This is a genomic window from Streptomyces sp. NPDC091371 (genome assembly GCF_040684275.1).
In the GTDB taxonomy this organism is placed as follows: domain Bacteria; phylum Actinomycetota; class Actinomycetes; order Streptomycetales; family Streptomycetaceae; genus Streptomyces.
The window spans coordinates 121,664-146,164 of sequence record NZ_JBFBFP010000013.1; the positions used below are offsets into that span (position 1 = coordinate 121,664).

Annotated in this window: 19 protein-coding genes; 14 read left to right on the plus strand and 5 right to left on the minus strand. The window is 69.7% G+C overall.

What is annotated here, in order from left to right:
* Window positions 1–6: 6 nt before the first annotated feature.
* Window positions 7–2,052 carry a TPM domain-containing protein gene (locus tag AB0O21_RS17345; protein ID WP_365172031.1) on the minus strand — a complete coding sequence of 682 codons (2,046 nt, stop codon included), beginning with the start codon at window positions 2,050–2,052 and terminating at the stop codon, window positions 7–9.
* 153 nt (window positions 2,053–2,205) lie between these two features.
* Here AB0O21_RS17345 and AB0O21_RS17350 point away from each other — a divergent pair, with 153 nt between their 5' ends.
* Window positions 2,206–2,445, plus strand: coding sequence for a hypothetical protein (locus tag AB0O21_RS17350; RefSeq protein ID WP_365172032.1), 240 nt, complete (start codon window positions 2,206–2,208; stop codon window positions 2,443–2,445).
* Window positions 2,446–2,506: 61 nt separating this feature from the next.
* Here the strand turns inward: AB0O21_RS17350 and AB0O21_RS17355 are convergent, their stop codons facing one another.
* The 4 genes from AB0O21_RS17355 to AB0O21_RS17370 form a co-directional block, all read right to left on the minus strand.
* A complete protein-coding gene (locus AB0O21_RS17355) occupies window positions 2,507–3,283 on the minus strand; it encodes a succinate dehydrogenase/fumarate reductase iron-sulfur subunit (RefSeq protein ID WP_365171937.1) in 777 nt (258 codons plus the stop codon).
* Window positions 3,280–5,184: a fumarate reductase/succinate dehydrogenase flavoprotein subunit gene (locus tag AB0O21_RS17360; RefSeq protein ID WP_365171939.1), complete on the minus strand. Its 1,905-nt coding sequence runs from the start codon at window positions 5,182–5,184 to the stop codon at window positions 3,280–3,282. Before AB0O21_RS17360 ends, AB0O21_RS17355 begins: the two co-directional genes overlap by 4 nt.
* A gap of 1 nt (window position 5,185) precedes the next feature.
* The gene (locus tag AB0O21_RS17365; protein ID WP_365171941.1) at window positions 5,186–6,016 is read right to left on the minus strand and encodes a hypothetical protein; all 831 of its coding nucleotides are present in this window, start codon (window positions 6,014–6,016) and stop codon (window positions 5,186–5,188) included.
* Between the two features lie 106 nt (window positions 6,017–6,122).
* Complete coding sequence (locus AB0O21_RS17370) at window positions 6,123–6,353, minus strand: hypothetical protein (RefSeq protein ID WP_365171943.1); 231 nt, start codon at window positions 6,351–6,353, stop codon at window positions 6,123–6,125.
* A gap of 348 nt (window positions 6,354–6,701) precedes the next feature.
* On the opposite strand from AB0O21_RS17370, the gene AB0O21_RS17375 reads away from it, so the two are divergent.
* The 13 genes from AB0O21_RS17375 to AB0O21_RS17435 all read left to right on the plus strand — a co-directional run bounded on the left by AB0O21_RS17375 (window position 6,702) and on the right by AB0O21_RS17435 (window position 24,499).
* On the plus strand, window positions 6,702–9,170 hold the full coding sequence (locus tag AB0O21_RS17375; protein WP_365171945.1) for an ABC transporter family substrate-binding protein: 2,469 nt from the start codon (window positions 6,702–6,704) through the stop codon (window positions 9,168–9,170).
* A 347-nt stretch (window positions 9,171–9,517) separates the two neighbouring features.
* Window positions 9,518–11,422: a translational GTPase TypA gene (gene typA / locus AB0O21_RS17380; RefSeq protein WP_365171946.1), complete on the plus strand. Its 1,905-nt coding sequence runs from the start codon at window positions 9,518–9,520 to the stop codon at window positions 11,420–11,422.
* Window positions 11,423–11,872: 450 nt separating this feature from the next.
* Window positions 11,873–13,492 carry an ABC transporter substrate-binding protein gene (locus AB0O21_RS17385; RefSeq protein ID WP_365171948.1) on the plus strand — a complete coding sequence of 540 codons (1,620 nt, stop codon included), beginning with the start codon at window positions 11,873–11,875 and terminating at the stop codon, window positions 13,490–13,492.
* A 93-nt stretch (window positions 13,493–13,585) separates the two neighbouring features.
* Window positions 13,586–14,530 carry an ABC transporter permease gene (locus AB0O21_RS17390; protein ID WP_365171950.1) on the plus strand — a complete coding sequence of 315 codons (945 nt, stop codon included), beginning with the start codon at window positions 13,586–13,588 and terminating at the stop codon, window positions 14,528–14,530.
* Entirely contained in the window at window positions 14,523–15,488 is a 966-nt protein-coding gene (locus tag AB0O21_RS17395; RefSeq protein ID WP_365171952.1) for an ABC transporter permease, read from the plus strand. The genes AB0O21_RS17390 and AB0O21_RS17395 overlap by 8 nt, the downstream gene beginning before the upstream one ends.
* A gap of 13 nt (window positions 15,489–15,501) precedes the next feature.
* Window positions 15,502–16,557 carry an ABC transporter ATP-binding protein gene (locus tag AB0O21_RS17400; RefSeq protein WP_365171954.1) on the plus strand — a complete coding sequence of 352 codons (1,056 nt, stop codon included), beginning with the start codon at window positions 15,502–15,504 and terminating at the stop codon, window positions 16,555–16,557.
* Window positions 16,550–17,602 (plus strand): dipeptide ABC transporter ATP-binding protein, encoded by a 1,053-nt coding sequence (locus AB0O21_RS17405; protein WP_365171956.1) that lies wholly within the window; start codon window positions 16,550–16,552, stop codon window positions 17,600–17,602. The genes AB0O21_RS17400 and AB0O21_RS17405 overlap by 8 nt, the downstream gene beginning before the upstream one ends.
* 197 nt (window positions 17,603–17,799) lie before the next feature.
* Window positions 17,800–18,747: a GNAT family N-acetyltransferase gene (locus tag AB0O21_RS17410; RefSeq protein ID WP_365171958.1), complete on the plus strand. Its 948-nt coding sequence runs from the start codon at window positions 17,800–17,802 to the stop codon at window positions 18,745–18,747.
* Window positions 18,748–18,852: 105 nt separating this feature from the next.
* Window positions 18,853–20,481: an ABC transporter substrate-binding protein gene (locus AB0O21_RS17415; protein ID WP_365171960.1), complete on the plus strand. Its 1,629-nt coding sequence runs from the start codon at window positions 18,853–18,855 to the stop codon at window positions 20,479–20,481.
* A gap of 29 nt (window positions 20,482–20,510) precedes the next feature.
* Entirely contained in the window at window positions 20,511–21,434 is a 924-nt protein-coding gene (locus AB0O21_RS17420) for an ABC transporter permease (protein ID WP_365171962.1), read from the plus strand.
* 85 nt (window positions 21,435–21,519) lie between these two features.
* Entirely contained in the window at window positions 21,520–22,446 is a 927-nt protein-coding gene (locus tag AB0O21_RS17425) for an ABC transporter permease (RefSeq protein WP_365172033.1), read from the plus strand.
* A 12-nt stretch (window positions 22,447–22,458) separates the two neighbouring features.
* On the plus strand, window positions 22,459–23,460 hold the full coding sequence (locus AB0O21_RS17430; protein ID WP_365171964.1) for an ABC transporter ATP-binding protein: 1,002 nt from the start codon (window positions 22,459–22,461) through the stop codon (window positions 23,458–23,460).
* The gene (locus AB0O21_RS17435; RefSeq protein ID WP_365171966.1) at window positions 23,453–24,499 is read left to right on the plus strand and encodes a dipeptide ABC transporter ATP-binding protein; all 1,047 of its coding nucleotides are present in this window, start codon (window positions 23,453–23,455) and stop codon (window positions 24,497–24,499) included. The genes AB0O21_RS17430 and AB0O21_RS17435 overlap by 8 nt, the downstream gene beginning before the upstream one ends.
* Window positions 24,500–24,501 lie beyond the last annotated feature (2 nt).

Consider the following 24,501-nt stretch of genomic DNA (forward strand, 5'->3'; position numbering starts at 1 on the left):
CCCGGTTCAGAAGCGGCCGCCGCCGCCCATGCGGCCGCGGGTTCCGCCGCCGCCGAAGGAGCCCGGGCCGCGGCCCCCGCCCCCGAAGCCCCCGCCGAATCCGCCCCCGCCCCCGCCACCGAAGCCGCCCGCGCCGCCGCGCAGGATCTCGCCGAGGATGATCCCGCCGAGTACGGCGCCGCCCTGGCCGCCGCCCCCGCCGCGCCTGCCCGCGTACGGGTCCTGGTACGCCCGTACGTCCGCCTCCGCGAGGGCCTGCGCCTGCCGCGCCAGCGCATCCGCCTGCTGCGCCTCCGCCAGCGCGCCCGCCGGGTCCGAGGAGGTCAGGGAGACCGCCCGCTCCAGGTGCCGGCCGGCCTCCGCGAGCCGGGTGCGGGCCTGGCTGCCGACCGCGCCCCGGGTGGTGGTGACGTAGTCCGTCGCCGCGCCGATCGCACTGCGCGCCGACAGCATCGCCTGGTCGAGCAGGGCCACCGCCCGCTGCCGGCCCGACTCCCGCTCCCGCGCTCCGGCCAGGGCCTCGTCGAGGGCCGCGTCGGCCTCCTCGACCCGGCGCAGGGCGTCGATCGGGTCGTACCGGCCGACCGACTCCTCCTGCCGTACGTCGGCCAGTACGGCCTCCGCCCGGCCGATCCGGCCGCGCAGGTCCGCCGTGGAGGTGCCCTCGGTGGTGCCGGTCAGCAGCCCGCGGGCGTCCGCCAGGTCGGTCTCCGTCTCGTTCAGCGCGCCCGGCAGCTTCCCGGCCGCTTCCGCCAGCTCCTGCGCCCGCCGCTCGACCGCGTCGACCAGGATCGCCGCCTGGTCCACCGCGCCCTCGGCGGCCCGTACGTGCACGGCCGCCTTGCCGTTGTCACCCGCGCCGAGCGCCGCCCGGGCCTCGCCGAGGCTGGTCGTCGCGAACAGCAGCCGGTCCTCGGCCTGTTCGGCGTTGGACGCCACCGGCGCGGACGCCGAGTCGGCGTACCGCTGGGCCAGCGCGGTCAGCGTCGCCTTCGCCGTGGTGGCGCGCCCGGTCAGTGCCCTGAAGTGCTCCTCCACCGTGGCGAGGGCCTGCGGGGCGTTCTTCTCCAGGTCCCGCAGCCGGTCGAAGTCCGCGGACTCGGCGTCGAGCCGCCGGTTCGCCTCGGTGCAGCGGGCGACGATCTCGTCCAGCATCCGGCGCCGGGTCGCGTCGTCCTCCGGGTAGGCGTCGTCGAGCTGCTGGCGCAGCCGGAACGCGTGCGTCAGCTCGGACTTCGCGTACTCCACGGCCTCGGTGAAGGGGCCCACCGCCTCCTCGCCGAACTGGGCGGAGGCGAAGCCGAGTTCCTCGGTGCTCGTGCGGACCGCGTCGTCGGTCTGCACCAGCAGGGCCTTGGCCTTGTCGTCCAGTTCCGGCAGCGGGAGCCGGTCCGGCGCGCCCTCGGGCCAGCCCGGCCCGGTCTTCGCCGTACGTCCGCCGCCGGACACCCAGCGCTTGCGGCGCGTGTACGCGTACACCCCGAGCGCCCCGGCCGCGCCGACCGCGACCACCGGGAGCACGAAGTCCCCGGCGCCGCTCTCCCCGCTCGCCTTGCCGCCGGGATCGGCGGGGCCGGGGGTGACGGCCGGCACCGGTACGGGCTGCCCGCCGAGCACCGCGTCGTAGCCGTTGGCCGCGCCGATCGCCGCGCCCGCCCAGTCGTTCTCCCGCAGGGCCGGCTCGATGGCGACCCGGGCCACCTCCGCCAGCTGCTGCTCGGTGAAGCCGGAGTCGACGGCGGCCGAGTAGGCGTACTGGCGGGCCCCGGTCGCCACGGCCAGCAGGACGTCGTTCTGACCGAGCCCGTTCTTCTCGGCGGTGGCGTCGGCCCAGCTCTGGGGGGAGCGCCCGGAGAAGTCGCGTACGTACGTCACGAAGAGCTGGACCTTGCGGTCCGCGTAGAGCTTGTCGAGGGCGGCGGTGACGGCCGGCTTGCGGTCGCCCAGTGCTCCGACGCGGTCGGTGATCTGCCCTTGCTGCGACAGGGTGACGGGATCGTCCGCCCGCGCGGGCGGCGCCTGCGCCAGCCCCCAGCCGCCGACGGCCAGCATTCCGGCGGCCAGGGCGAGCCCGGCCCGGACGACTATCTCGCTTCTCGACTTGCTTCTCGGCGGGATCACATTTGGGAGGTTATGGGTGGTTACCGGCCCCCGCACCCGGAGGAACCGGGCGTGACCGGCGGGCTGCGGCTTCGTTGGCAGCGCATGAAGAAGATCATCTCTGCCGCCGCGCTCACCGTGGCCGCCCTCGCCCTCGCCGCTCCCGCGCACGCCGACGACAACGACAGCAACTTCGGCGGCGGGGTGAACGCTGCCAACAACTGGAACTTCACCGCCGCGGACGTGTGCCTGCAGGAGGTGGCGGTGGTCCCGGCCCTCGGTGACTGGGTGGGCGACCACGCCAACAACTGCTCCAACGGGAACGTCATCGACCACTCCCGCTGATGACCCACCGGGGCCGACCGCGCCCTGCGGTCGGCCCCGGCCACGCCCTCGCGGCCCCGGACTACCGGGGCCCGGACCGGCGGCCGATCTTGTTGCCCAGCCACACCAGCGGGTCGTACTTGCGGTCCACCGCCCGCTCCTTCAGCGGGATCAGCGCGTTGTCGGTGATCTTGATGCCTTCGGGGCAGACCTCCGTGCAGCACTTGGTGATGTTGCAGTAGCCCAGCCCGTGCTCCTCCTGCGCCGTGCGCTTGCGGTCCAGGCCCGCCTCCGCCGCCGCGTCCAGGGGGTGCATGTCCAGCTCCGCCACCCGCATCAGGAAACGCGGACCGGCGAAGGCGGGCTTGTTCTCCTCGTGGTCGCGCACCACGTGACAGGTGTCCTGGCACAGGAAGCACTCGATGCACTTGCGGAACTCCTGCGAGCGCTCCACATCGATCTGCTGCATCCGGTACGCGCCCGGGGCCACCCCCTCCGGCGGTACGAAGGCCGGGACCTCGCGCGCCTTCTGGTAGTTGAAGGACACGTCCGTGACCAGGTCCCGGACGACGGGGAACGCGCGCAGCGGGGTGACCGTGATCGTCTCGGACCGCTCGAAGACCGACATGCGCGTCATGCACATCAGCCGGGGCCGGCCGTTGATCTCCGCGCTGCACGAGCCGCACTTGCCGGCCTTGCAGTTCCAGCGCACCGCGAGGTCCGAGGCCTGGGTGGCCTGGAGCCGGTGGACGATGTCCAGGACCACCTCCCCGTCGTGCACCTCGACGGTGAAGTCCCGCAGTTCCCCGCCCTCCGCGTCGCCCCGCCAGATCCGGAAGCTCGCGTCGTACGTACTCATTCGTACAGCTCCTCTTCGGCGAGGTACTTGACCAGCTCTTCCTTCTCGAAGAGCGCGAGCAGGTCGGAACGGATGGGGTCGGTGCGGACCTTCGTGAGCTCGATCCGGTCGGCCGCCGGATCCTCCGGCACCGGGGCGACCGGGCGGCACAGCAGGTTCACCGGGCGCCAGCTGCGCTCCATCGCCGGGCAGTCCTCGCGGGTGTGCCCGCCCCGGCTCTCGGTGCGTTCCAGGGCGGCGCGGGCCACGCATTCGCTGACCAGCAGCATGTTGCGCAGGTCCAGGGCGAGGTGCCAGCCCGGGTTGAACTGCCGGTGCCCCTCGACCCCGGCCCGGGAGGCCCGCTCCCGCAGGCCCGCCAGCTTCTCCAGGGCCTCGGACATCTCGCCCGCCCGGCGGATGATGCCGACCAGGTCGTTCATGGTCGTCTGGAGTTCCTGGTGGAGGGTGTACGGGTTCTCCGCGCCATCGGCGGCGTGGAAGGGGGCCAGCGCCTCCTCGGCCGCCGCGTCGATCTCGGCCTGGGAGACGGCGGCCCGGGCGTCGCCGGCAGCGGCCGCGTGCTCCGCGGCGTGCAGCCCCGCCCGGCGGCCGAAGACCAGCAGGTCGGACAGGGAGTTGCCGCCCAGCCGGTTCGAGCCGTGCATCCCGCCCGCGACCTCGCCCGCCGCGAACAGCCCGGGGACGCCGAGGGTGGCCGCGGTGTCGGACTCGACCGCGATCCCGCCCATCACGTAGTGGCAGGTCGGGCCCACCTCCATCGGCTCCGCCGTGATGTCCACGTCCGCCAGCTCCTTGAACTGGTGGTACATGGACGGCAGCCGCCGCTTGATCTTCTCGGCGGGCATCCGGGTCGACACGTCGAGGAACACCCCGCCGTGCGGGGAGCCGCGGCCCGCCTTGACCTCCGAGTTGATGGCCCGCGCCACCTCGTCGCGGGGCAGCAGCTCGGGCGGGCGCCGGTTGTGGTCCGGGTCCTCGTACCAGCGGTCGCCCTCCTCCTCCGACTCGGCGTACTTCTCCTTGAACACGTCGGGGACGTAGTCGAACATGAACCGCTTGCCCTCGGAGTTGCGCAGCACCCCGCCGTCGCCGCGGACGGATTCCGTGACGAGGATCCCCTTCACCGAGGGCGGCCAGACCATGCCCGTCGGGTGGAACTGCACGAACTCCATGTTCAGCAGGGGGGCGCCCGCGAGCAGCGCCAGCGCGTGGCCGTCGCCCGTGTACTCCCAGGAGTTCGAGGTGGTCTTGAAGGACTTGCCGATCCCGCCGGTGGCGAGGACCACGGCCGGGGCCTCCAGGACGAAGAAGCGGCCGGACTCGCGTTCGTAGCAGAAGGTCCCCGAGACCCTCTCTCCGTGCTTCAGGACCCGGGTGACCGTGCACTCCTGGAAGACCTTGAGCCGGGCCTCGTAGTCCCCGTACTCCTTGAAATCCTCCTGCTGGAGCTGGACGATCTTCTGCTGGAGGGTGCGGATCAGCTCCAGGCCGGTGCGGTCGCCCACGTGCGCGAGGCGCGGGTACTCGTGCCCGCCGAAGTTGCGCTGCGAGATCTTCCCGTCGGGCGTCCGGTCGAAGAGCGCGCCCCAGGTCTCCAGCTCCCAGACGCGGTCCGGGGCCTCCTTGGCGTGCAGCTCCGCCATCCGCCACTGATTGAGGAACTTGCCCCCGCGCATGGTGTCGCGGAAGTGCACCTGCCAGTTGTCGTGCTCGTTGACGTTGGCCATGGAGGCGGCGATCCCGCCCTCGGCCATCACCGTGTGGGCCTTGCCGAAGAGGGACTTGCAGATCACGGCCGTACGGGCGCCGCGCTCGCGCGCCTCGATCGCGGCCCGCAGCCCGGCGCCGCCCGCGCCGACCACGACCACGTCCCACTGCTGCCGGTCGACTTGAGCCATGTCAGAAAAACCTCGGGTCTGTGAAGGCGCCGGTGGCGAGCAGGTACACGTAGAAGTCGCACAGGGCCACGCTGATCAGGGAGGCCCACGCCAGCTGCATGTGGCGGGTGTTGAGCCGGCTGACCCAGCCCCACAGCCGGTAGCGCACCGGATGCCTGGAGAAGTGCTTGAGGCGGCCGCCCATGATGTGCCGGCAGGAGTGGCAGGACAGCGTGTACGCCCAGATCAGCGCGATGTTGACCAGGAACAGCAGCGTCCCGAGGCCCATGTGGCCCCACGCGTAGTTCTCGTCGCGGAAGGTGAGCACGGTGTCGTACGTGAGGATGCCCGCGACGGGGATGGCCGCGTAGAAGAAGTACCGGTGCGCGTTCTGGAAGATCAGCGGGAAACGGGTCTCGCCCGTGTACTTCGCGTGCGGTTCGGCGACCGCGCAGGCCGGCGGCGAGGCCCAGAAGCCCCGGTAGTAGGCCTTGCGGTAGTAGTAGCAGGTCAGCCGGAAGCCGAGCGGGAAGATCAGGATCAGCAGGGCGGGGGAGAGGGTCCACCAGCTGCCGAAGATCTCCCAGTTGGGCCCGCCCTTCATCGGGACGCAGTTCTCCGCGAGACACGGGGAGTAGAAGGGGGAGACGTACGGGGCCGCGTAGTAGTCGGCGTTCGCGAAGGCCCGCCAGGTCGAGTAGACGATGAAGGCGAGCAGCCCGGCCGCGGTGCCGGCGGGGGCCAGCCACCACCGGTCGGTCCGTAGGTGCCGGGCAGAGATCGCGGCCCGCGAGGCGTCGTGGACGCCGGCGGGCCGCCGCTGCTGCTGGGGTGGTTCCGTGCCTGTGGCCAAGGGTGACTCCGGGTGGAGTGATGAGGGGTGGCCCAGGAGGCCCGGCCGCGGGGCGGCCGGGCCAGATGGGGTGTGCGGGGGTCGTGTGCGGGGTCGTGCGCGCCGGTCAGGGTGCGCGACGGTCGCGGGCGCCGAGGCCCTCGTCGTCGACGTCCTGCCACAGCGAGCTGTCGTACGGGGTGTCCGGCACCGTCACCATCCGGGACGGGTCCGGAGCGGCCGCCGGCGTGGAGCTCCCGGGCTTCTGGCGCTTGGCCTGCTGTTCCAGCTGCTCGACCTTGCGCGTCAGCTCGTCCAGGTTGCGTCGTACGGCAGTCAGATCGTCTTGCAGGGACATGATGTGACCTCGATTCCGCAAGTGCGGTGGCAACGCTCATGTGCGCCTGCGAGTGTCGCGCTTCCCGTCCCCGGTTGTGAAGGGACGTGCAGCGATTGCGGGCGCGCAGGCGTGAACTGTGCGCCCCTCCCTGCCCCCCATTCTCATCCCTCTCCCGGGGGAACGCTCCTCCGGCACGCAAGCGGGATTGGTCCGCACGGGTGGGGTTCGCGGCGTGGCGAGGGGCTGCTGCGAGGGGTGCGGCAGGACGTCGATTTCAGTGGTTTTCGGCAACCGGTGTGATCAGCTCCATATACCGCCGAACGTGATCATGCATCCCCCCACGCCCCGCCCCCGGAGGTACCACCCATGTCCCAGAGAAGGCGCAGGTCCTTGGCGCTGCTGACCTCGGGAGTCCTCGCGCTGCCGCTGCTCGCGGGCTGCGGTGCGGGCGACGACGAGGGCGGCCCGGCCGCCGCCGGACAGGACATCGCCACGACCGCCCGCGACAAGGTCGCCGACGGCGGCACGCTGCGCTGGGCGGTGGACGGCCTCCCCAACACCTTCAACACCTTCCAGGCCGACGCCGACGCCACCACCACCCGGATCGCCGGGGCGGTGCTTCCCCAGCTGTTCGTGCTGGACGCCAAGGGGCGGCCGGTGGCCAATCCGGACTACCTGGAGAAGGCCGAGGTCGTCGAGCGGGAGCCCAAGCAGGTCGTCCTGTACAAGCTGCACCAGCAGGCCGTGTGGAGCGACGGCCGCGAGATCGGCGCGGCGGACTTCGTGGCGCAGTGGCGGGCCCTGAACGGCAAGGACTCCGCGTACTGGACCGCCCGCAACGCCGGCTACGAGCGGATCGAGAAGATCGAGCGGGGCAAGACCGACCTGGAGGTCAAGGTCACCTTCGTCAAGCCGTACGCGGACTGGCGCTCCCTGTTCTCACCCCTCTACCCCAAGCAGATCACCGGCACCCCCGACGCCTTCAACGAGGGCGCCCGCGGCACCCTGAAGGTGACTGCCGGGCCCTTCTCGCTCGGCGCGGTCGACAAGAAGACGGGCACGGCGGCCCTGACCCGCAATCCGCGCTGGTGGGGCGCGCCGGCCAAGCTGGACACGCTGATCCTGACGGCCGTGCCCCGGGCGGAGCGGCCGGCCGCGCTCGCCGCCGGGAAGCTCGATCTGGCGGAGATCGACCGGGCGGGCGCCGACCGGATCGCACTGGCCCACCGGGACGCCCCGGGCAAGGGAGCCCCCGGCGACGGCGCCCCGGGCGGCGCGGGCTCGGGCGGGGCCCCGGCGCACGGCCCGGGCGCGGCGCTGACCCCGGCGCAGGCCACCCTGTCGTGGGCGATCGCCTTCGGCGCGGACGAGGGCAAGGCCACGGCCGAGAAGGAGAGCCGCCAGAAGCACGCCGAGGCGGTGAAGCGCTACGCCGACGAGCAGACGGCCCTGCGGACCTTCACCGTGCGCAAGTCCCTGGAGCCGGCGTACACCCAGCTCGCCATGAACGGGGCCTCCGGCCCGCTCGCCGACGAGCGGGTGCGCCGGGCGGTGGCCCGGGCCCTGGACCGCAAGGAGCTCGCCGAGATCGTGCTGAAGCCGCTCGGCCTGCCCGCGAAGCCCGTCGGCAGCCATGTGGCCCTGGCCGGCCAGCAGGCGTACGCGGACAACAGCGACTCCCTCGGCGGCCTGGACACCAAGGCGGCGCAGGCCCTGCTCGCGGACGCCGGCTGGCGCCTCGGCGGGAAGATCACCGAGCCGCCCGGCGCCAAGGCCGGCCCGGAGAGCGAGCAGCAGGACGACTCGAAGACCCCCTCGGGCCCCGGCACCGGCAACGACGGCCTCTACATCGTGGGCCAGGACGACCAGCGCAACGGCGAGCTCCGCTCCGCCACCGCCGACCTGCGGGCCGTGACCACCGGCACGGCGCGCCGTGACCCGCGGGGCACGCTCGGCAGCCGCCCCGAGGGCCCCGAGGGCCGCAGCGGCGACGGCGCCCTGGCAGGGGCGGCCCAGGGCCTGGACGCGTACGGCCCCGACGGGGAGATCGTCGACGCCGACGCCTTCGCCCCGGGCGCGCCCGGGGCCCGGCCCTCCCCGGTGCTGGCCCCGGCCCCCTTCCTGGCCCAGCAGCAGAACTCCCTCCTCGCCCAGGCCGCCGGCATCGCCACGGTCGAGGACGGGAAGCGCAGCCCGGCCCGCGACGGGGACGCGGCCGAGCCCGGCCAGGGCTCCCCGGCCCCGGCCAAGCAGGCCGGCCGCACCTCCGGCTCCGTCCTGGCCAAGGACGGCAAGCCGCTGACCCTGCGGTTCGTGGTCCCGGCGGGCCCGGGCTCCGAGGCCCTGCGCACGGTCGGCGAGCGGATCTCCCGGATGCTCCGGACGATCGGCGTGAACACCGAGACGACCAAGGTGGCCGACGAGAGCTTCTTCAAGGACCACATCGCCGCCGGCCAGTACGACCTGGCCCTCTACTCCTGGCCGGCGACCGCCTACCCCGCCACCGACGCCCGGCCCATCTTCGCCAAGCCGGAGCCGGCCGCGGACGGCTCGCTGCTCGTCGAACAGAACTACACCCGGGTCGGCACCGACCACATCGACCAGCTCTTCGACCAGGCGCTCGGCGCCCTGGACGAGGAGGAGTCCCGCGAGCTGATGCGTAAGGCGGACGCCCGGATCTGGGCGGCGGCCGGCTCCATCCCGCTCTACCAGCGCCCCGAGCTGGTGGCGGTCAAGCCGGGCCTGGCCAACGCCGGCGCCTTCGGCCTCGGCGCCCCCCGCTTCCAGGACATCGGCTGGAAGAAGCCGCCGACCGCCAAGGACGAGAACAAGTAGAGCGGCGTAAGAAGTGGTGACAAACGGGTGCCTGTCCGGTTGACCGGAGGGGCGCAACCTCAGATGTGACTCAAGTCCCTTGCCCGCCGGATCACCCGGCGGGCAAGGTCGTGCGTACCCATTGACTACGCCCATTGACCCGCATGATTCCGGCAGGACCGGCGCCCGAGGCACCCCACCCCGCACTCGGCCGCACTCATACGTCCAGCCTCTTGACAGACCCCCCGGCAGCCGGTTCCTGCTGCGCGACGTACCATGGGGTAAGGCCGTGGCAGGTTTTCGCCCGGCCGAGGCGAGCGTGCCGGACCGTACGCGACGCCATCCACTATCCCGGGAGAAGCGCCGAAGTGCCCACGCGCCACGACATCCGTAACGTCGCCATCGTCGCCCACGTCGACCATGGCAAGACGACCATCGTCGATGCCATGCTCAAGCAGGCCGGTGCCTTCGCCGCCCACCAGCAGCTCGACGACCGCATGATGGACTCGAACGACCTGGAGCGTGAGAAGGGCATCACGATCCTCGCCAAGAACACGGCGGTGAAGTATCACCCCAAGGACGGCGGGGCCCCGATCACGATCAACATCATCGACACCCCCGGCCACGCCGACTTCGGTGGTGAGGTCGAGCGCGGTCTGTCGATGGTCGACGCCGTCGTTCTGCTGGTGGACGCCTCCGAGGGTCCGCTGCCCCAGACCCGCTTCGTCCTGCGCAAGGCCCTGCAGGCGAACATGCCGGTCATCCTCTGCATCAACAAGACCGACCGCCCGGACTCCCGGATCGACGAGGTCGTCAACGACACGTACGACCTCTTCCTGGACCTGGACGCCACCGAGGACCAGATCGAGTTCCCGATCGTCTACGCCTGCGGCCGTGACGGCATCGCCTCGCTGACCAAGCCGGAGGACGGCACCGTTCCCGCGGACAGCGACAGCCTGGAGCCGTTCTTCTCCACCATCCTGGAGCACGTCCCCGCCCCGGTGTACGACGAGGAGGCCCCCCTCCAGGCCCACGTCACCAACCTGGACGCCGACAACTTCCTCGGCCGTATCGCGCTGCTCCGCGTCGAGCAGGGCGAGCTGCGCAAGGGCCAGACCGTCACGTGGATCAAGCGCGACGGCAGCCAGTCGAACGTCCGCATCACCGAGCTGATGATGACCGAGGCGCTCACCCGCAAGCCGGCCGAGGTGGCGGGCCCGGGTGACATCTGCGCGGTCGCCGGTATCCCCGACATCATGATCGGCGAGACCCTGGCCGACCCGGAGAACCCGATCGCGCTCCCGCTGATCTCGGTCGACGAGCCGGCGATCTCCATGACCATCGGTACGAACACCTCCCCGATGGTCGGCCGCGGCGGCACGGGCAAGGGCGCGGACGCCAAGTCCGCGGTCAAGGACCGCAAGGTCACTGCCCGCCAGGTCAAGGACCGCCTCGACCGCGAGCTGATCGGTAACGTCTCGCTGCGCGTCCTGGACACCGAGCGTCCCGACGCCTGGGAGGTCCAGGGCCGTGGTGAGCTCGCGCTCGCCATCCTGGTCGAGCAGATGCGCCGCGAGGGCTTCGAGCTGACCATCGGCAAGCCGCAGGTGGTCACGCAGGAGATCGACGGCAAGGTGCACGAGCCGGTCGAGCGCATGACGGTCGACGTCCCCGAGGAGCACATGGGCGCGGTCACGCAGCTCATGGGCGTCCGCAAGGGCCGCATGGACAACATGTCGAACCACGGCTCCGGCTGGGTCCGCATGGAGTTCGTCGTCCCGTCCCGCGGCCTGATCGGCTTCCGTACGGAGTTCCTGACGAACACCCGCGGTACCGGTATCGCCCACTCGATCCACGAGGGCCACGAGCCGTGGTTCGGCCAGCTGGTCACCCGTAACAACGGTTCGCTGGTCGCGGACCGCTCGGGTGCGGTCACGCCGTTCGCGATGATCAACCTGCAGGAGCGCGGCGTCCTGTTCACCGAGCCCGGCACCGAGGTGTACGAGGGCATGATCGTCGGCGAGAACTCGCGCGCCGACGACATGGACGTGAACATCACCAAGGAGAAGAAGCTCACCAACATGCGTGCGGCTTCCGCGGACAACACCGAGAACGTGGTGCCGCCCCGCAAGCTCTCGCTGGAGCAGTCCCTGGAGTTCTGCCGCGACGACGAGTGCGTCGAGGTGACCCCCGAGGCCGTCCGCATCCGCAAGGTCGTCCTGGACCAGAAGGAGCGCTCGCGTACCGCGTCGCGCGCCAAGTCCGGCAAGTAGCAACCCGTCCGACCCCAGCCGCCGCTTGAGCGGCGACGAGGTTGGCTGAAACACCCGTAGAACCCAGCAGCCCCTCCTGTCACGTTGTCTGTGACGGGAGGGGCTGTTCGCTTTTGTCAAGCGGATTGTTGCGTTCTGGTGTCCGCATACCGACCGTGACACTCCGGAAGATGAGCTAACCGTCCGTTTCGCACGTGTCTGTCTCCTATCCGTTTGTCCGGATTTCGGGTTTTCCGCATGAGGTGATGTTGTGAAAACGAGACCACTTAAGTGTGGTTTACCGGTTGGGCGTCCTTGAGGATGGCTCCATTGAGCTCGGGTCAATGGGTCACGCGCTGTGGGGAGCGCCGACTCACGAGCACACACGATGGGACCGGATTTCGCTGTCAGGGGTGTCAGCGGGCCGGGACCTTCACGTATCGACAGTGACTCCTGAGGAGGCAATTACCCATGCGCGGAGCAACGAGCGCCAAGTGGGTCGCGGGTGCCGTCATCGTGGCGATGGCTGCCACGGCTTGCAGCACCAGCAAGGACGATGCCGGCAACAAGGCCGGTGGCAACATCACCGTGGTGCTCGGCGAGCCGCAGCACGGCCTGGTGGGTCAGAACACCGCCGAGTCCGAGGGCGCGGAGGTTCTCAACGCCCTCTTCGTCGGCCTGGTCGAGTACGACAACAAGACCAACGAGCCGAAGCTCGCGATGGCCGAGTCCATCGAGACCACGGACTCGAAGGTCTGGACGATCAAGCTGAAGGACGGCTACACCTTCCACAACGGCGAGAAGGTCGACGCCCAGTCGTTCGTCCGCGCCTGGAACTGGGGTGCCAACCAGGCCAACGCTGCGGAGGGCCTGCCCTTCTACGACAAGATCGAGGGCTCCGAGGAGCTGGCGCCGGGCAAGGACAAGAAGCCCACCGCCACCGAGCTCAAGGGCCTGAAGGTCGTCGACGAGAAGACCTTCACCGTCACGCTGAAGGCTCCGTTCTCCCAGTTCAAGACGATGCTGGGCTACAACGCCTTCTACCCGCTGCCGAAGGCCTTCGAGGCCGACCCGCAGAAGTTCGGCGAGGCCCCCATCGGCAACGGCGCCTTCCAGATGGACGGCGCGTGGGAGCACAACAAGCAGATCAAGATCAAGCGCTACGACAAGTTCGCCGGCGACAAGGCGAAGCTCCAGGGCGTCACCTTCAAGATCTACGACAACCTGGACACGGCGTACAACGACCTGCGCGCCGACACCATCCAGATCGTCGACAAGCTCCCGATCTCGGCGATGGCCACCGTCTCCCAGGAGTTCGGCGACCGCTACCTCTACAAGCCGGAGTCGGGCGTCGGTTACATCGGCCTCCCGCTGAAGACGAACCCCGAGGCGTTCGGCAAGCTCGAGATCCGCAAGGCCATCTCGATGGCCATCGACCGGGACGCCATCACGAAGACCATCTTCAACGGCACCCGCAAGCCGGCCGATGACTTCATCAGCCCCATCATCCCGGGTTACCGCAAGGGCGCCCTGGGTGAGGTCGGTACCTACAACCCGACCAAGGCCAAGGAGCTCTACACCCAGGCCGGCGGCATCCCCGGCAACAAGCTGGAGCTCGGCTACAACGCCGACGGCGGCCACAAGGAGTGGATCGAGGCCGTCGCCAACCAGCTGAAGACGAACCTCGGCCTCGAGGTCACCGCCAAGCCGTTCACCAAGTTCGGCGACATGCTGACCGAGCTGGGCGACCAGAAGTACAAGGGCGCCTTCCGCATGGCGTGGTCCATGGACTACCCGGCGGCCGAGAACTACCTCCGTCCGATCTTCTCCAAGATCGCGATCGACAACGGCTCCAACTACGGTGCCTACGTCAACGAGGAGTTCGAGACGGTCATGGACAACGCCGACAAGGCGACCGACCCGGCCGAGGGCCTCAAGCTGTACCAGCAGGCCGATGACATCATCATCAAGGACCTGCCGTACATCCCGGTCTTCACCTACATGTCTTCTTCGGCCTACTCCAAGTCCGTGAAGAACGTTGAGATCGACGCCCAGGGCCGCATGGACCTGGCCAAGGTCGAGCTCAACTAACACCCCTCTTCACCAAGGGGACACCGGGGGCGGGCAAGCGGAATCAGGTTTCCGCTTGCCTGCCCTTTCCCCCTGCTCACTGCTGGAGGTCTGATGGGCCGCTACCTCATCCGCCGACTCATACAGGCGATCCCTGTACTGATCGGTGCCACTTTCCTGATCTACTGGCTTGCTTTCAAGCTGCCCGGCGACCCGATCCAGGCGCTGGCCGGCGAGAAGAAGGCCGACCCGCTCGTCGCGGCGATGCTTCGCGAGAAGTACCACCTCGACGACTCCTTCCTGTCCCAGTACTGGAACTACATCACCAACCTGTTCCAGGGGAACTTCGGCGAGACCCTGACCGGTCGTTCCGTGTGGGACAAGATCACCGAGGCGTTCCCGTACACGGTGAACCTCGCCCTCATCGCCTTCGCCATCGAAGCGGTCGTCGGCGTCCTCGCCGGCATCATGGCGGCCCTCCGCCGCGGCAAGTTCCTCGACCAGCTGGTGCTGCTGTCCACGCTGCTGGTCATCTCCGTGCCGGTCTTCGTCACCGGCTTCGTGCTCCAGCTCAGCCTGGGCGTGAAGCTCAAGACCGAATGGGGCATCGACTTCTTCCCGGTCTCCTTCAACGAGTCCGACGGGATCCGCGCCTACCTCCTCCCGGCGCTGGTCCTCGCCTCCACCTCCCTGGCGTACGTGGCCCGACTGACCCGTACCAGCCTGATGGAGACCATGCGCGCCGACTACGTGCGCACCGCGACCGCGAAGGGCCTGCCCCGTCGCCGCGTCGTCGGAAGCCACGCGCTGCGCAACGCGCTGATCCCGATCGTCACCTTCCTCGGCGCCGACCTCGGCTCGCTGATGGGCGGCGCGGTCATCACGGAGAAGATCTTCAACATCCACGGAGTCGGCGGCCTGCTCGCCGAGTCGGTATACCGCAAGGAAGGCACCGTGATCGTGGGCGTCGTCTCGCTCCTGATCATCGTGTACCTCGTCGCCAACCTGATCGTGGACCTGCTCTACGCCGTGCTCGACCCGAGGATCCGCTATGCGTGACACAACTACGGTGGGGGATGAGTTGACCGGCACCCAGACCACCGAAGCGCCCTCCGCGAGTGGCGCGGCCACCAAGAACGACCGCAAGAAGCCGAAGAAGGAGCGCGAGGCCAGCCTCTGGTCCGACGCCGTCTCGGACCTGCGCCGCAACCCCATCTTCCTGATCGGCTCCGCGCTGGTCGTGTTCCTGATCGTGCTGGCCGCCGTGCCGGGCTTGTTCACGCCGACCAGCCCGTTCGACGCGGGCGTCTGCCAGCTCCAGGACTCCCTCAAGACGCCGAGCGCCGGCCACTGGTTCGGCTTCGACGTCCAGGGCTGCGACGTCTACACCCGTACCGTCTGGGCCGCCCGCAACTCGATCATCGTCGGCGTCGTCACCACCACGCTGGTGATCATCGTCGGCGGCCTGCTCGGTCTGCTCGCAGGCTGGGTCGGTGGCTTCGTCGACAGCGTGCTGTCCCGCTTCACCGAGATCTTCTTCGCCATCCCGCTGCTCCTCGGCGGCATGCTGATCATGTCCGGTCTCGGCGAGGGCAACGCCTGGACGGTCTCGATCGTGCTCGCCACGCTCGGCTGGCCGCAGATCTTCCGCATCATGCGGTCCTCGGTGCTGCAGAACAAGAACAACGACTACGTGGTCGCCGCCCGCGCCCTCGGCGCCGGCACGCTCCGCATCACGATGCGGCACATCCTGCCGAACGCCATCGCCCCGGTCATCGTCGTCGGCGCGATCAGCCTCGGTGTGTACATCGGTGCGGAGGCCGCGCTGTCCTACCTGGGCATCGGCGTCCAGCCTCCCGGCATCTCCTGGGGCCTCATGATCAGCGACGCCTCCGTCCGCTGGCTCCAGGCTCCCCACGTGCTCCTCTTCCCGGCCGCCGCGCTGAGCGTCACCGTGCTCGCGTTCATCATGGTCGGCGACGCGGTGCGCGACGCCCTCGACCCGAAGCTGCGCTGAGGAAGGGCGTACGTTGACCATCATCGACAAGACCTCGAACGTCCCCGCGCCCCGCTCGGCGCCGGAGGGGACCCCCCTGCTCGAAGTGCGCGACCTGCACGTCGAGTTCCACACCCGCGACGGTGTCGCCAAGGCCGTCAACGGCGTCTCGTACTCGGTGAACGCCGGCGAGACCCTCGCCGTCCTCGGCGAGTCCGGCTCCGGCAAGTCCGTGACGGCGCAGGCCATCATGGGCATCCTGGACATGCCCCCCGGCAAGATCCCGCACGGCGAGATCCTGTTCCAGGGCACCGACCTGCTGAAGCTCCCGGACGAGGAGTACCGCAAGATCCGCGGCTCCAAGATCGCAATGATCTTCCAGGACGCGCTGTCCTCGCTGAACCCGGTGCACACCGTCGGCGCCCAGCTCGGCGAGATGTTCCGCGTGCACCGCGGCATGTCGAAGAAGGACGCCACGGCCAAGGCCATCGAGCTCATGGACCGCGTGAAGATCCCCGCCGCCAAGGCGCGCGTGGGGGACTACCCGCACCAGTTCTCCGGCGGTATGCGCCAGCGCATCATGATCGCCATGGCGATGGCCCTGGAGCCCGACCTGATCATCGCCGACGAGCCCACCACGGCTCTCGACGTGACGGTCCAGGCCCAGGTCATGGACCTGCTCGCGGAACTCCAGCGCGAGATGAACATGGGTCTGATCCTGATCACCCACGACCTCGGCGTCGTCGCCGACGTCGCGGACAAGATCGCCGTCATGTACGGCGGCCGGATCGTCGAGAACGCCCCGGTCCACGAGATCTACAAGCGCCCCGCGCACCCCTACACCCGCGGTCTGCTGGACTCGATCCCGCGCCTGGACCAGAAGGGCCAGGAGCTCTACGCGATCAAGGGCCTGCCGCCCAACCTGCTCAACATCCCGCCGGGCTGCGCCTTCAACCCGCGCTGCCCCAAGGCGCAGGACGTCTGCCGCACCGACGTGCCGGCCCTGCACCAGGTGACCGAGCAGGACGGCACGGAGCTGCCCGGCCGCGGCAGCGCGTGCCACTTCTGGAAGGAGCAGCTCCATGGCTGAGCTCACCAAGAACGCCCCCGAGCGCGAGCCGATCCTCCAGGTGCGCAACCTGGTCAAGCACTTCCCGCTGACCCAGGGCATCCTGTTCAAGAAGCAGGTCGGCGCGGTCAAGGCCGTGGACGGGGTCTCCTTCGACCTCTACCGCGGTGAGACCCTCGGCATCGTCGGCGAGTCCGGCTGCGGCAAGTCCACCGTCGCCAAGCTCCTGATGAGCCTGGAGAAGGCCACCGCCGGCGAGGTCTTCTACAAGGGCCAGGACATCACCAAGCTGTCGGGCAAGGCCCTCAAGGCCGTCCGCCGCAACATCCAGATGGTGTTCCAGGACCCGTACACCTCGCTCAACCCGCGCATGACGGTCGGCGACATCATCGGCGAGCCCTTCGAGATCCACCCCGAGGTGGCTCCCAAGGGCGACCGGCGCCGCAAGGTCCAGGAGCTCCTGGACGTCGTGGGTCTGAACCCGGAGTACATCAACCGCTACCCGCACCAGTTCTCCGGCGGCCAGCGCCAGCGCATCGGCATCGCCCGCGGCCTCGCGCTCAACCCGGAGATCATCATCTGCGACGAGCCGGTCTCCGCGCTCGACGTGTCGGTGCAGGCCCAGGTCATCAACCTGATGGAGAAGCTCCAGGACGAGTTCAACCTGTCCTACGTCTTCATCGCGCACGACCTCTCGATCGTCCGGCACATCTCGGACCGCGTGGGCGTCATGTACCTCGGCAAGATGGCCGAGATCGGCTCCGACGCCGCGATCTACGAGCACCCCACGCACCCGTACACCCAGGCTCTGCTCTCCGCGGTGCCGGTGCCGGACCCGGAGGCCCGCGAGGGCCGCGAGCGGATCATCCTCACCGGTGACGTCCCCTCCCCGGCCAACCCGCCGTCGGGCTGCCGCTTCCGCACCCGCTGCTGGAAGGCCGAGGAGCGCTGCTCCACGGAGGAGCCGCTGCTGGCGATCCCCACGCGCTTCAAGGGCGTGGACACCCCGGCGGCGCACGAGTCGGCCTGCCACTTCGCGGAGGAGAAGGCCATCCTGGCCGTCTGATCCCCCGCCGCAGGGCATCCAGGGCGCCCGGTACCGGAGTCTCCTCCGGTACCGGGCGCCCTGGTGTTTCCCCGCGAGGCCGGGACAATTCAGCCTCGCCGGCGATTGAGGCGCGGGGTCCGGGGCGGAGCCCCGGCAGCGGCGCCGCAGTCGAAAGGGAGTTGCGTCGGCGCCGCGCGCCCCCGGACAGTGGCGGCATGCGAGAACCGCACCCGCTGACCGTCCGGCCCGCCGGGCCCGGCGACGCGACCGAGATCTGCGCCCTCCTCAACGCCGTCGACGTCATCGAGATCGGCAGACCCGAGACCGACCTCGGCACCGTCGAAGCCGACCTCAACCACCCCGACGTGGACCTCGCCACCGACTCCTGGCTCGCCTTCCGGGCCGGCCGGCTGCTCGCCTACGGCATCGTCTGGGCCGACTCCGGACCGGGCCGGATCGACGGGGACCACTACGTCCTGCCCGGTGAGGGCACGGCGGCCCTGGCGGTGCTGCGGCGGATGGAGGACCGCGCCCGGAAGATGGCCTCCGGCACCGGGCCCGGCGCCCGGCTGCGCATCCAGCTCAACGTCCGACCCACCCTCGACCTCACCCTCCTCACCGGCCGCGGCTACCGCAGCGTCCGCCGCTACCAGGTGATGACCCGCCACCTCTCGCCCGTCCTGGACCTCCCGCCCGCCCCGACCGGGGGCCTGGCCCTGCGCCACTGCGCCACCGACGAGGCCGACCGCCGCCGGGCCCACGCCCTCGTCGAGGAGACCTTCTCCGCGCACTTCGGCCATGCGCAACGCCCGTACGGGTCCTGGCTGGACCACATCGACGGCCGCGCCCTCGACTGGTCCCTGGTGTGGATCGCGAGCCTGCCCGCGCACGGCGACGTGGGCGTCCTCCTCACCCGCGACGACCGCACCAGCATGGGCTGGGTGAGCCACCTCGGCGTACGCGAGGACGTGCGGGCCCGCGGCATCGGCGGCTTCCTGCTGCGCCACGGCTTCGCCGTCTACGCGGCCCGCGGCCGGGACACGCTGGGCCTCGGCGTGGACACCCACAACGAGACCGGCGCCCTCGGACTGTACGAGTCGCACGGCATGGGCCTGCACTACGCCGTCGACACCTGGGAGCTGTCTTTGCACTCGCAGGGGTGACAGGCGGGGGGCGCGAGGGTGCAATCGGTCCAACCAGGAGTGCGCGAGACCCTACATAGGGTGACATTGACCCCAAGCGAGTCTTGGGATCATAGGAGGCACTTCATGCGCGGAGCCACCCACGCCAAGTGGGCCGCTTGTGCGGTGGCCGTCGCCCTCGCGGCGACGGCCTGCGGTGGGGACAGCGACAGCGGTGGAGGCGCCGGCTCGGCAATCGTCAGCTCCTCCTGGGGTGACCCGCAGAACCCGCTGGAGCCGGCCAACACCAACGAGGTGCAGGGCGGCAAGGTGCTCGACATGCTCTTCCGGGGTCTCAAGCGGTACGACCCGAAGACCGGCCAGGCGAACAACATGCTCGCCGAGAAGATCGAGACGACCGACAGCCAGAACTTCACGATCACGCTGAAGGACGGCTGGAAGTTCAGCAACGACGAGCCCGTCACCGCCCAGTCCTTCGTGGACGCCTGGAACTACGGCGCGGACGTGCGCAACAAGCAGAACAACTCGCCCTTCTTCTCCGACATCGTCGGCTACGAGGACGTGCACCCGGCCACCGGCGAGCCCAAGGCCAAGACGATGTCCGGGCTGGTCGTCAAGAGCCCCACCACCTTTACGGTCGCCCTGAAGGACAAGTTCTCCACGTGGCCCGAGACCCTCGGCTACCAGGCCTTCTCCCCGTTGCCCCAGTCCTTCTTCACCGACCACGCCGGCTGGCTGAACAAGCCCATCGGCAACGGCCCGTACACGGTGGACTCGTACACCAAGGGCACCGGCATGAAGCTGCGCAAGTGGGACGCGTACCCCGGTACGGACAAGGCGCAGAACAGCGGAGTGGACCTCAAGGTCTACACCGACAACAACACCGCCTACACCGACCTGATCTCCGGCAACCTCGACCTCGTCGACGACGTCCCGGCGCAGCAGCTGAAGAACGTCAAGAACGACCTCGGCGACCGCTACATCAACCAGCCGGCCCTCATCATCCAGACCCTCACCTTCCCGCTGTACGACCCTCAGTGGAACAAGGAGGGGTCGGAGAAGGTCCGCCAGGGCATCTCGCGGGCGATCAACCGCGACGAGATCACCAAGCAGATCTTCCGCGAGACCCGCACCCCCGCCAAGGACTGGACCTCCCCGGCCCTCGGTGAGCAGGGCGGCTTCTCCGCCACGCTCTGCGGCGACGCCTGCGTCTTCGACCCGGCCGAGGCCAAGAAGCTCATCCAGGAGGGCGGCGGCCTGCCCGGCGGCAAGGTCACGCTGACCTCCAACGTGGACACCGGCTCGCACCGCGACTGGATGGACGCCGTCTGCAACAGCATCAACAACGCGCTGGGCGAGGGCCCGGTCTGCACGGTCAACCCGGTCGGCACCTTCGCCGACTTCCGCAACCAGCAGAGCAGTTACAAGCTGACGGGCCCGTTCCGCTCCGGCTGGCAGGCCGACTACCCGCTGATCCAGAACTTCCTGCAGCCGCTGTACTACACCGGCGCCTCCTCCAACTACGGGAAGTTCAGCAACCCGGACTTCGACAAGCTCGTCGACGAGGCGAACCGGGAGAGCGACTCCGCCAAGGCGATCGCCACGTTCCAGGACGCCGAGAAGATCCTCGCCCAGCAGATGCCCTCCATCCCCCTCTGGTACCAGAACGGCAGCGCGGGCTATTCGGAACGGCTCTCGGACGTGACGCTCAACCAGTTCAGCGTCCCGGTGTACGACCAGATCAAGGTCAGCTGACCACCCCCGGATCGAACCTGGAGCAGTCCATGGGGCGTTATGTGATCCGGCGGCTGCTCCAGATGATCCCGGTGTTCATCGGCAGCACGTTCCTGATCTTCTTCATGGTGTACACGCTCGGCGACCCGATCGCCGCCCTCTTCGGTGACAAGGCCCCCGACCCGGCCACCGCCGCGCGCATCCGCAAGGACCTCTATCTCGACCAGCCCCTGTGGAAGCAGTACCTCCACTACATGGGGCAGATCTTCCAGGGCGACTTCGGCACGGCCTTCAACGGCCAGTCCGTCACCGAGCTGATGGCCTCGGCCTTCCCCGTCACCCTGCGCCTGACCATGGTCGCGATCTTCTTCGAGATCGTCATCGGCATCACCCTCGGCGTGATCAGCGGACTGCGCCGGGGGAAGGCCACCGACACCTCCGTGCTGGTGATGACCCTCGTGGTCATCTCCGTGCCCACCTTCGTGACGGGCTACCTGGTCCAGTTCGTCTTCGGCGTCAAACTGCACTGGGTGCGGCCCTCCGTGTCCCCGGACGCCCCCTTCAACGAGCTGATCCTGCCCGGCCTCGTGCTCGCGCTGGTCTCCCTGGCGTACGTCACCCGCCTGACGCGCACCTCCATCGCCGAGAACGTCAAGGCCGACTACGTGCGCACCGCCGTCGCCAAGGGCCTGCCGCGCCACCGGGTCATCACCCGCCACCTGCTGCGCAACTCCCTGATCCCCGTCGTCACCTTCATCGGCACCGACATCGGCGCACTGATGGGCGGAGCGATCATCACCGAGCGGATCTTCAACATCCACGGCGTCGGCTACCAGCTCTACCAGGGCATCCTGCGCAACAACTCGCCCACGGTGGTGGGCTTCGTGACCATCCTCGTCATCGTCTTCCTGCTGGCGAACCTGCTCGTCGACCTGCTCTACGCGGTCCTGGACCCGAGGATCCGCTATGCCTGATCCCGAGCGCCCCGAACCCGGCGGCTACGACCCCGTCGGCCCCCGCCCGAAGGAGGCGGTCTCGCCCACCGGCCAAGGGGGACCCATGGATCTCGCGCTGGACGAGGCCGAGAGCCTCGAAGGCATGGAGAAGACCGCCGGACCCGGCACGTCCGGGCCCAGGGAGCGGGCCCGCTCCCTGTGGTCCGACGCCTGGCACCAGCTGAGCCGCAACCCCGTCTTCATCCTCTCCTCGCTGGTGATCCTCTTCCTCATCGTCATCTCGATCTGGCCGCAGCTCATCGCGAGCGGCGACCCCCTCCAGTGCGACCTGTCCAAATCGCAAGCCGGCTCCGAGCCCGGCCACCCCTTCGGCTACGACACGCAGGGCTGCGACGTCTACACCCGCACCGTCTACGGAGCCCGCGCCTCCATCACCGTGGGCGTCTGCGCCACCCTCGGAGCGGCCCTGCTCGGCTCCGCCCTCGGCGGGCTCGCCGGCTTCTTCGGCGGCTGGGGCGACTCGCTGCTCTCCCGGGTCGCCGACATCTTCTTCGGCATCCCGGTGGTCCTCGGCGGCCTGGTCTTCCTGTCCGTCGTCACCAGCACCACCGTCTGGCCCGTGGTCGGCTTCATCGTGCTCCTCGGCTGGCCGCAGATCGCCCGCATCGCCCGCGGCTCGGTGATCACCGCCAAGCAGAACGACTACGTCCAGGCCGCCCGGGCGCTGGGCGCCGGGAACGGCCGGATGCTGCTGCGGCACGTGGCGCCCAACGCCATCGCCCCCGTCATCGTCGTCGCCACGATCGCGCTGGGCACGTACATCTCCCTGGAGGCCACCCTGTCCTTCCTGGGCGTCGGCCTGCGCCCGCCGACCGTCTCCTGGGGCATCGACATCTCCAACGCCGCCACGCAGATCCGCAACGCCCCGCACATGCTGCTCTGGCCGGCGGCCGCGCTGAGCATCACCGTGCTCGCCTTCATCATGCTCGGCGACGCGGTGCGCGACGCCCTCGACCCCAAGCTGCGCTGAGGAGCCCCGCACATGCTGCTCGAAGTCCGCGACCTGCACGTGGAATTCAAGACGCGCGACGGAGTCGCGAAGGCGGTCAACGGTGTCGACTACTCGGTGGCCGAGGGCGAGACCCTCGCCGTGCTCGGCGAGTCCGGCTCCGGCAAGTCGGTGACCGCCCAGGCGGTGATGGGCATCCTGGACATGCCCCCGGGCCGCATCACGAGCGGCGAGATCCTGTTCAAGGGCAAGGACCTCCTGAAGATGAAGGAGGACGAACGGCGCAAGGTCCGCGGCGCCGGGATGGCCATGATCTTCCAGGACGCGCTGTCCTCCCTCAACCCCGTGCTGAGCGTGGGCGCGCAGCTCGGCGAGATGTACGAGGTGCACCGCGGGCTGTCCCGCAAGGATGCCAAGGCCAAGGCCGTCGAGCTGATGGACCGGGTGAAGATCCCGGCGGCGAAGGCGCGGGTGGGGGACTACCCGCACCAGTTCTCGGGCGGCATGCGCCAGCGCATCATGATCGCCATGGCGCTGGCCCTGGAGCCCGCGCTGATCATCGCCGACGAGCCGACGACGGCCCTCGACGTCACCGTCCAGGCGCAGGTGATGGACCTGCTGGCCGAGCTCCAGCGCGAGCTGAACATGGGCCTCATCCTGATCACCCACGACCTGGGCGTCGTCGCCGACGTGGCCGACAAGATCGCCGTCATGTACGCGGGCCGGATCGTCGAAGCGGCCGCCGTCCACTCCATCTACAAGGCGCCCGCGCACCCCTACACCCGCGGCCTGCTGGACTCGATCCCGCGCCTGGACCAGAAGGGCCAGGAGCTCTACGCGATCAAGGGCCTGCCGCCCAACCTGCTCGACATCCCGCCGGGCTGCGCCTTCAACCCGCGCTGCCCGATGGCCCAGGCCGTGTGCCGCACCGACGTCCCGCCGCTGTACGAGGTGACCAGGTCGCCCGAGTCGCCCGAGTCGCCCGAGGAGCGGACCAGCGCCTGCCACTTCTGGAAGGAGTGCCTCCATGGCTGAGTCCCTGCTGGAAGTGAAGGACCTGGTCAAGCACTACCCGCTGACCCAGGGCATCGTCTTCCGCAAGCAGGTCGGCGCGGTCAAGGCCGTGGACGGGGTCTCCTTCGAGCTGCGGGCCGGCGAAACCCTGGGCATCGTCGGCGAGTCCGGCTGCGGCAAGTCCACCGTCGCCAAGATGCTGGTCAATCTGGAACGCCCGACGGCGGGCGCGATCTCGTACAAGGGCGAGGACCTCACGAAGCTGTCGGGCAAGGCCCTCAAGGCCGTCCGCCGCAACATCCAGATGGTGTTCCAGGACCCGTACACCTCGCTCAACCCGCGCATGACGGTCGGCGACATCATCGGCGAGCCGTACGAGATCCACCCCGAGGTCGCCCCGAAGGGCGACCGGCGCCGCAAGGTCCAGGAGCTCCTGGACGTGGTCGGCCTGAACCCGGAGTACATCAACCGCTACCCGCACCAGTTCTCCGGCGGCCAGCGCCAGCGCATCGGCATCGCCCGCGGCCTCGCCCTCCAGCCCGAGATCATCGTGGCCGACGAGCCGGTCTCCGCGCTCGACGTCTCCGTCCAGGCCCAGGTGGTCAACCTGCTGGAGCGGCTCCAGAGCGACTTCAACCTGTCCTACGTCTTCATCGCGCACGACCTGTCGATCGTCCGGCACATCTCCGACCGGGTCGGCGTGATGTACCTGGGCCGGATCGTGGAGATCGGCTCCGACACCCAGATCTACGACCACCCCACCCACCCGTACACCCAGGCCCTGCTGTCGGCGGTGCCCGTCCCGGACCCGGAGGCCCGCGCCCACCGCGAGCGGATCATCCTCAGCGGCGACGTCCCGTCCCCGGCCAACCCGCCGTCGGGCTGCCCCTTCCGCACCCGCTGCTGGAAGGCCCAGCCGCGCTGCACGGCGGAGGTCCCGCTGCTCGCGGTCCCCGCCGTCTTCCCCTCGGGCCCGGCGGCGCACCCCTCGGCCTGCCACTTCGCGGCGGAGAAGCAGGTGGTCCCGCCGTCGACCGCACCGCCGGAGGAGACGGCCTAGGC

Bases quoted from the DNA above. Each gene is read 5' to 3' on its own strand.
- AB0O21_RS17405 (WP_365171956.1), top strand. From the start codon at position 16,550: ATGGCTGAGCTCACCAAGAACGCCCCCGAGCGCGAGCCGATCCTCCAG.
- AB0O21_RS17410 (WP_365171958.1), top strand. From the start codon at position 17,800: ATGCGAGAACCGCACCCGCTGACCGTCCGGCCCGCCGGGCCCGGCGAC.
- AB0O21_RS17395 (WP_365171952.1), top strand. From the start codon at position 14,523: ATGCGTGACACAACTACGGTGGGGGATGAGTTGACCGGCACCCAGACC.
- AB0O21_RS17420 (WP_365171962.1), top strand. From the start codon at position 20,511: ATGGGGCGTTATGTGATCCGGCGGCTGCTCCAGATGATCCCGGTGTTC.
- AB0O21_RS17360 (WP_365171939.1), bottom strand. From the start codon at position 5,184: ATGGCTCAAGTCGACCGGCAGCAGTGGGACGTGGTCGTGGTCGGCGCG.
- AB0O21_RS17350 (WP_365172032.1), top strand. From the start codon at position 2,206: ATGAAGAAGATCATCTCTGCCGCCGCGCTCACCGTGGCCGCCCTCGCC.
- AB0O21_RS17355 (WP_365171937.1), bottom strand. From the start codon at position 3,283: ATGAGTACGTACGACGCGAGCTTCCGGATCTGGCGGGGCGACGCGGAG.
- AB0O21_RS17435 (WP_365171966.1), top strand. From the start codon at position 23,453: ATGGCTGAGTCCCTGCTGGAAGTGAAGGACCTGGTCAAGCACTACCCG.
- AB0O21_RS17345 (WP_365172031.1), bottom strand. From the start codon at position 2,052: ATGCTGGCCGTCGGCGGCTGGGGGCTGGCGCAGGCGCCGCCCGCGCGG.
- AB0O21_RS17415 (WP_365171960.1), top strand. From the start codon at position 18,853: ATGCGCGGAGCCACCCACGCCAAGTGGGCCGCTTGTGCGGTGGCCGTC.
- AB0O21_RS17390 (WP_365171950.1), top strand. From the start codon at position 13,586: ATGGGCCGCTACCTCATCCGCCGACTCATACAGGCGATCCCTGTACTG.
- AB0O21_RS17425 (WP_365172033.1), top strand. From the start codon at position 21,520: ATGGATCTCGCGCTGGACGAGGCCGAGAGCCTCGAAGGCATGGAGAAG.
- AB0O21_RS17375 (WP_365171945.1), top strand. From the start codon at position 6,702: ATGTCCCAGAGAAGGCGCAGGTCCTTGGCGCTGCTGACCTCGGGAGTC.
- AB0O21_RS17370 (WP_365171943.1), bottom strand. From the start codon at position 6,353: ATGTCCCTGCAAGACGATCTGACTGCCGTACGACGCAACCTGGACGAG.
- AB0O21_RS17385 (WP_365171948.1), top strand. From the start codon at position 11,873: ATGCGCGGAGCAACGAGCGCCAAGTGGGTCGCGGGTGCCGTCATCGTG.
- AB0O21_RS17430 (WP_365171964.1), top strand. From the start codon at position 22,459: ATGCTGCTCGAAGTCCGCGACCTGCACGTGGAATTCAAGACGCGCGAC.